3 protein-coding genes are annotated in these 3,536 nt (G+C 61.4%); all 3 read right to left on the bottom strand.

The window, feature by feature from the left end:
* Positions 1-1,665: Orn/Lys/Arg decarboxylase N-terminal domain-containing protein (locus AC1DH9_RS28250; RefSeq protein WP_477809243.1), on the bottom strand; the 1,665-nt coding region annotated here is incomplete at its 3' end.
* Between the two features lie 148 nt (positions 1,666-1,813).
* Positions 1,814-2,572 carry a DNA polymerase III subunit epsilon gene (gene dnaQ / locus AC1DH9_RS28245; protein WP_427537561.1) on the bottom strand — a complete coding sequence of 253 codons (759 nt, stop codon included), beginning with the start codon at positions 2,570-2,572 and terminating at the stop codon, positions 1,814-1,816.
* 111 nt (positions 2,573-2,683) lie between these two features.
* On the bottom strand, positions 2,684-3,457 hold the full coding sequence (locus AC1DH9_RS28240) for a 1,6-dihydroxycyclohexa-2,4-diene-1-carboxylate dehydrogenase (protein WP_427537564.1): 774 nt from the start codon (positions 3,455-3,457) through the stop codon (positions 2,684-2,686).
* Positions 3,458-3,536 lie beyond the last annotated feature (79 nt).

Below are 3,536 nucleotides of genomic sequence, written 5' to 3'. Positions count from 1 at the left end.
GAGGAACTTGCTGACCACTGCCGCCGGAATCCCCCGCTCGCTCAGCGCGCCACCGGCCGTCAGCCCCGGCATCACCAGCGTCACTTTGATCGGGTCCAGCAGCACGTAATCTTCGGCAATGTCGCCAAAGCCGTGCCAATCGGCTTCGGGCTGCAACAGCCAGTCGGAGGTCGTGACCCTGTCGATCCCCTCCACCAGCGGTGGCTGCCAGATCGAGAACCACCAGTCGTCGGTGGCGATATGCTGGCGCAGATTGGCCAGCGCCCGGCGGAAACTCAGGGCTTCATCGAACATTTCCTGCAACAGCGAACGGCCGGCCGGGCCTTCCATCATCGCCGACGCCACGTCCAGCGAGGCGATGATGCTGTATTGCGGCGAGGTGGAGATGTGCATCATGAACGCTTCATTGAAACGGTCGCGGTCCAGTTGACGAGCGCCACCATCCTGCACGTGAATCATCGACGCCTGGCTGAAGGCCGCCAGCAGTTTGTGCGTGGAATGGGTGGTGAACACCAGCGGGCTGTCGCCAGTGCGCGAAGTGCCCATGCCATAACGCCCGGCAAAGAACTCGTGAAACGCTGCATACGCATACCAGGCTTCGTCGAAGTGCAACACTTCGACGCTGTTGCCCAACGTTTGCTTGATCAGTTCGGCGTTGTAGCAGAGGCCGTCGTACGTCGAGTTGGTCACCACCGCCAGCTTGACCTTGGGCTCTCGGCCCTTGGTCAACGGGCTCGCGTCGATCTTGGCCTGGATCGATTCACGGCTGAATTCGCTCAGTGGAATCGGCCCGATGATCCCCAGTTCGTTGCGCTCCGGACACAGGTACAGCGGGATCGCCCCGGTCATGATGATCGAGTGCAACACCGATTTGTGGCAGTTGCGGTCCACCAGCACCAGGTCGTCACGCGCGACCATGGCTTGCCAGACGATCTTGTTGGCCGTCGAGGTGCCATTGATCACGAAAAACGTGTGATCGGCGCCAAAATTATGTGCTGCACGGGCCTCGGCTTCCGCCAGTGGCCCGGTGTGGTCGAGCAATGAGCCGAGCTCCGGCACCGAGACCGACAGGTCCGAACGCAGGGTGTTTTCCCCAAAAAACTGGTGGAACGCCTGCCCTACCGGGCTTTTGTGATAAGCCACCCCCCCGCCATKCCCCGGGGTGTGCCAGGAATAGTTGGAATCGGCGGTGTGTTGCACCAAGGCCTTGAAAAACGGTGGCAGCAAGCCATCGAGGTAGCTGCGCGCCGCCCGGGCAACCTGGCGTGCCAGAAACGGCACAGTGTCTTCGAACAAATAAAGGATGCCACGCAACTGGTTCAGTTCGCTCATGGCATCGGCCGGGGCGTTTTCCAGAGTGACTTGCTCACCCAGGGCGAAGATCGGCAAATTCGGCGCACGGGCGCGGGCCACACGAATCAATTCGGCCATGTTCTGTAAAAGGTGGGTGTTTTCCCCGGCGCCTTCGGCGGCAATCAACATGCACGCGAGGCCGTGGTGAGTCGAAGCGACCAGTCGGCCTTCGGTGTAATCCACCGCCGAAAGGACACTGAAACCTTCCTGTGAAAGCTCCGTGGCGATGGCACGCACGCGATCACCGGCGACCGTGTCGGCCTTGATGTCGCGGTGGACAATAAGGACCGGGAACTTCAAGTCTTTATACATGGGGCTCGGCGTCCTGAGGCAGCAGACCGTAGTCTGCCAATACACTCAGGGTAGAGGGTTGCGGCCCGTGTGGCGAGCGAGCATTACCCAGCACAGCGATCCGTACCGTAGCAGCTGCCGAACCTGCGGTGAGCGTGCAACACCTTAATTATTGACTTGCCTCGGCCTCGGCCAGCTGGGTCCAGAGCGCCGGAGCACCGGCAGACTTGGCGATCACTTCAAGGCGCGAGGCGTGCTCGGCCAGCTCCGCTTCACTGGCGCGGATAATCCGTGCTGGCGTGCGATCCGCTGGCAGACGACGGATCTCGCTCGCCTGATTGCCCGAGCCTTCGCCCGAACCGTTGCCGTCAGACGCGTTACCCGCCAGCGACAGACTGGTCTGGCCGCCGGTCATGGTCAGGTAAACGTCAGCAAGAATCTCGGAGTCGAGCAAGGCGCCGTGCAGCTCACGGCCGGAGTTGTCGACGCCATAGCGTTTGCACAAGGCATCGAGGCTGTTGCGCTGCCCCGGGTGACGCTCGCGCGCCATCATCAGGGTATCGAGGATCGAGCAATGCTGGGTGATATCCGCCCGATCCTGCTGGCCCATCAGCGCGAATTCGTTGTTGATGAAGCCAACGTCGAACGCCGCGTTATGGATGATCAGCTGCGCGCCCTTGATGAACTCGAAGAACTCATCGGCCACTTCAGCAAAACGCGGTTTGCCCACCAGGAACTCGTTGGTGATGCCGTGGACGCCAATCGCGCCCTCGTCACTCTCCCGGTCCGGTTGCAAATAAACGTGGAAATGCCGGCCCGTCAGGCGTCGACCGATCAACTCGACGCAACCGATCTCGATAATCCGGTGGCCGTCGGTCACCGGCATGCCGGTGGTTTCGGTGTCGAGCACCACCATCCTCTGAGCCATCGTTGTTCACCCCTTCTGTGTAGCGTTTACATAAGGGCGCGATGTTAACACAGAGCTTGAAAGGGCTCAGCCCAACCCTGTGGAAGCCGGCTCGCTCCCACAAGGGATACCTCAGCCTTGATCACCGCCGCCAACCGGCATCACCAACCCGGTGATGTAGGCCGCGTCGTCAGAGGCCAGAAACAGGATCGCCCCGACCTGTTCGTCAATCGTGCCGTAGCGCTTCATCAGGCTGCTGTCGACGGTTTGATCGACAATCTGCTGATACCAGACCTTCTCTTGCGGGCTCTGCTCGGCACTGTTGCGCGGAATCCTCCGTGGTGGCGCTTCGGTGCCGCCAGGGGCCGTGGCGTTGACCCGCACACCGCGCTCGGCGGTTTCAAACGCCAGGCACGCGGTGAGCGCATTGACCCCGCCCTTGGCCGCGCCATAAGGCACGCGATTGACCCCGCGCGTGGCAACGGACGACACGTTGACGATGGCGCCACTGCCCTGCTCCAGCATGAATGGCAGCGCGGCATGGCAGCACCACAGCGTCGGAAACAGCGAACGGCGCACTTCCGCTTCGATCTGTTGCTCTTCGTAATGCTCGAAAGGCTTGGCCCAGATGGTCCCGCCTACATTGTTGACCAATATATCCAGACGCCCGAAACGCTCGATGGCCGCCGTCATCACGCGCTGGCACTCGGCGTACTGTTCGAGGTCGGCGGTGAGGGTCAGTACTTCGCTGGTTTGCCCCAGCTGTTCTTGCAGCTCAAACACCAGCTCGGAGCGGTCGACCAGAATCAGCCGCGCACCTTCGGCGGCCATGCGTTCGGCGACGCGGCGGCCAATCCCTTGGGCCGCACCGGTAATCAGCGCGACTTTTTCGTGAAATCTGTTCATTTCAATACCTCAATGTCCCTGTAACGACACGGACCTGTGGGAGCGAGCCTGCTCGCGATAGCGATGGGTCAGTCAACAT

Source organism: Pseudomonas sp. 05T35 (genome assembly GCF_056396605.1).
Note: the sequence above shows the minus strand (reverse complement) of the source record. Positions and strands in the feature narration are given on the sequence as shown.

Excerpts from the sequence above, each read along its gene's own strand:
- AC1DH9_RS28240 (WP_427537564.1), bottom strand. The coding sequence starts at position 3,457 with ATGAACAGATTTCACGAAAAAGTCGCGCTGATTACCGGTGCGGCCCAA.
- dnaQ (WP_427537561.1), bottom strand. The coding sequence starts at position 2,572 with ATGGCTCAGAGGATGGTGGTGCTCGACACCGAAACCACCGGCATGCCG.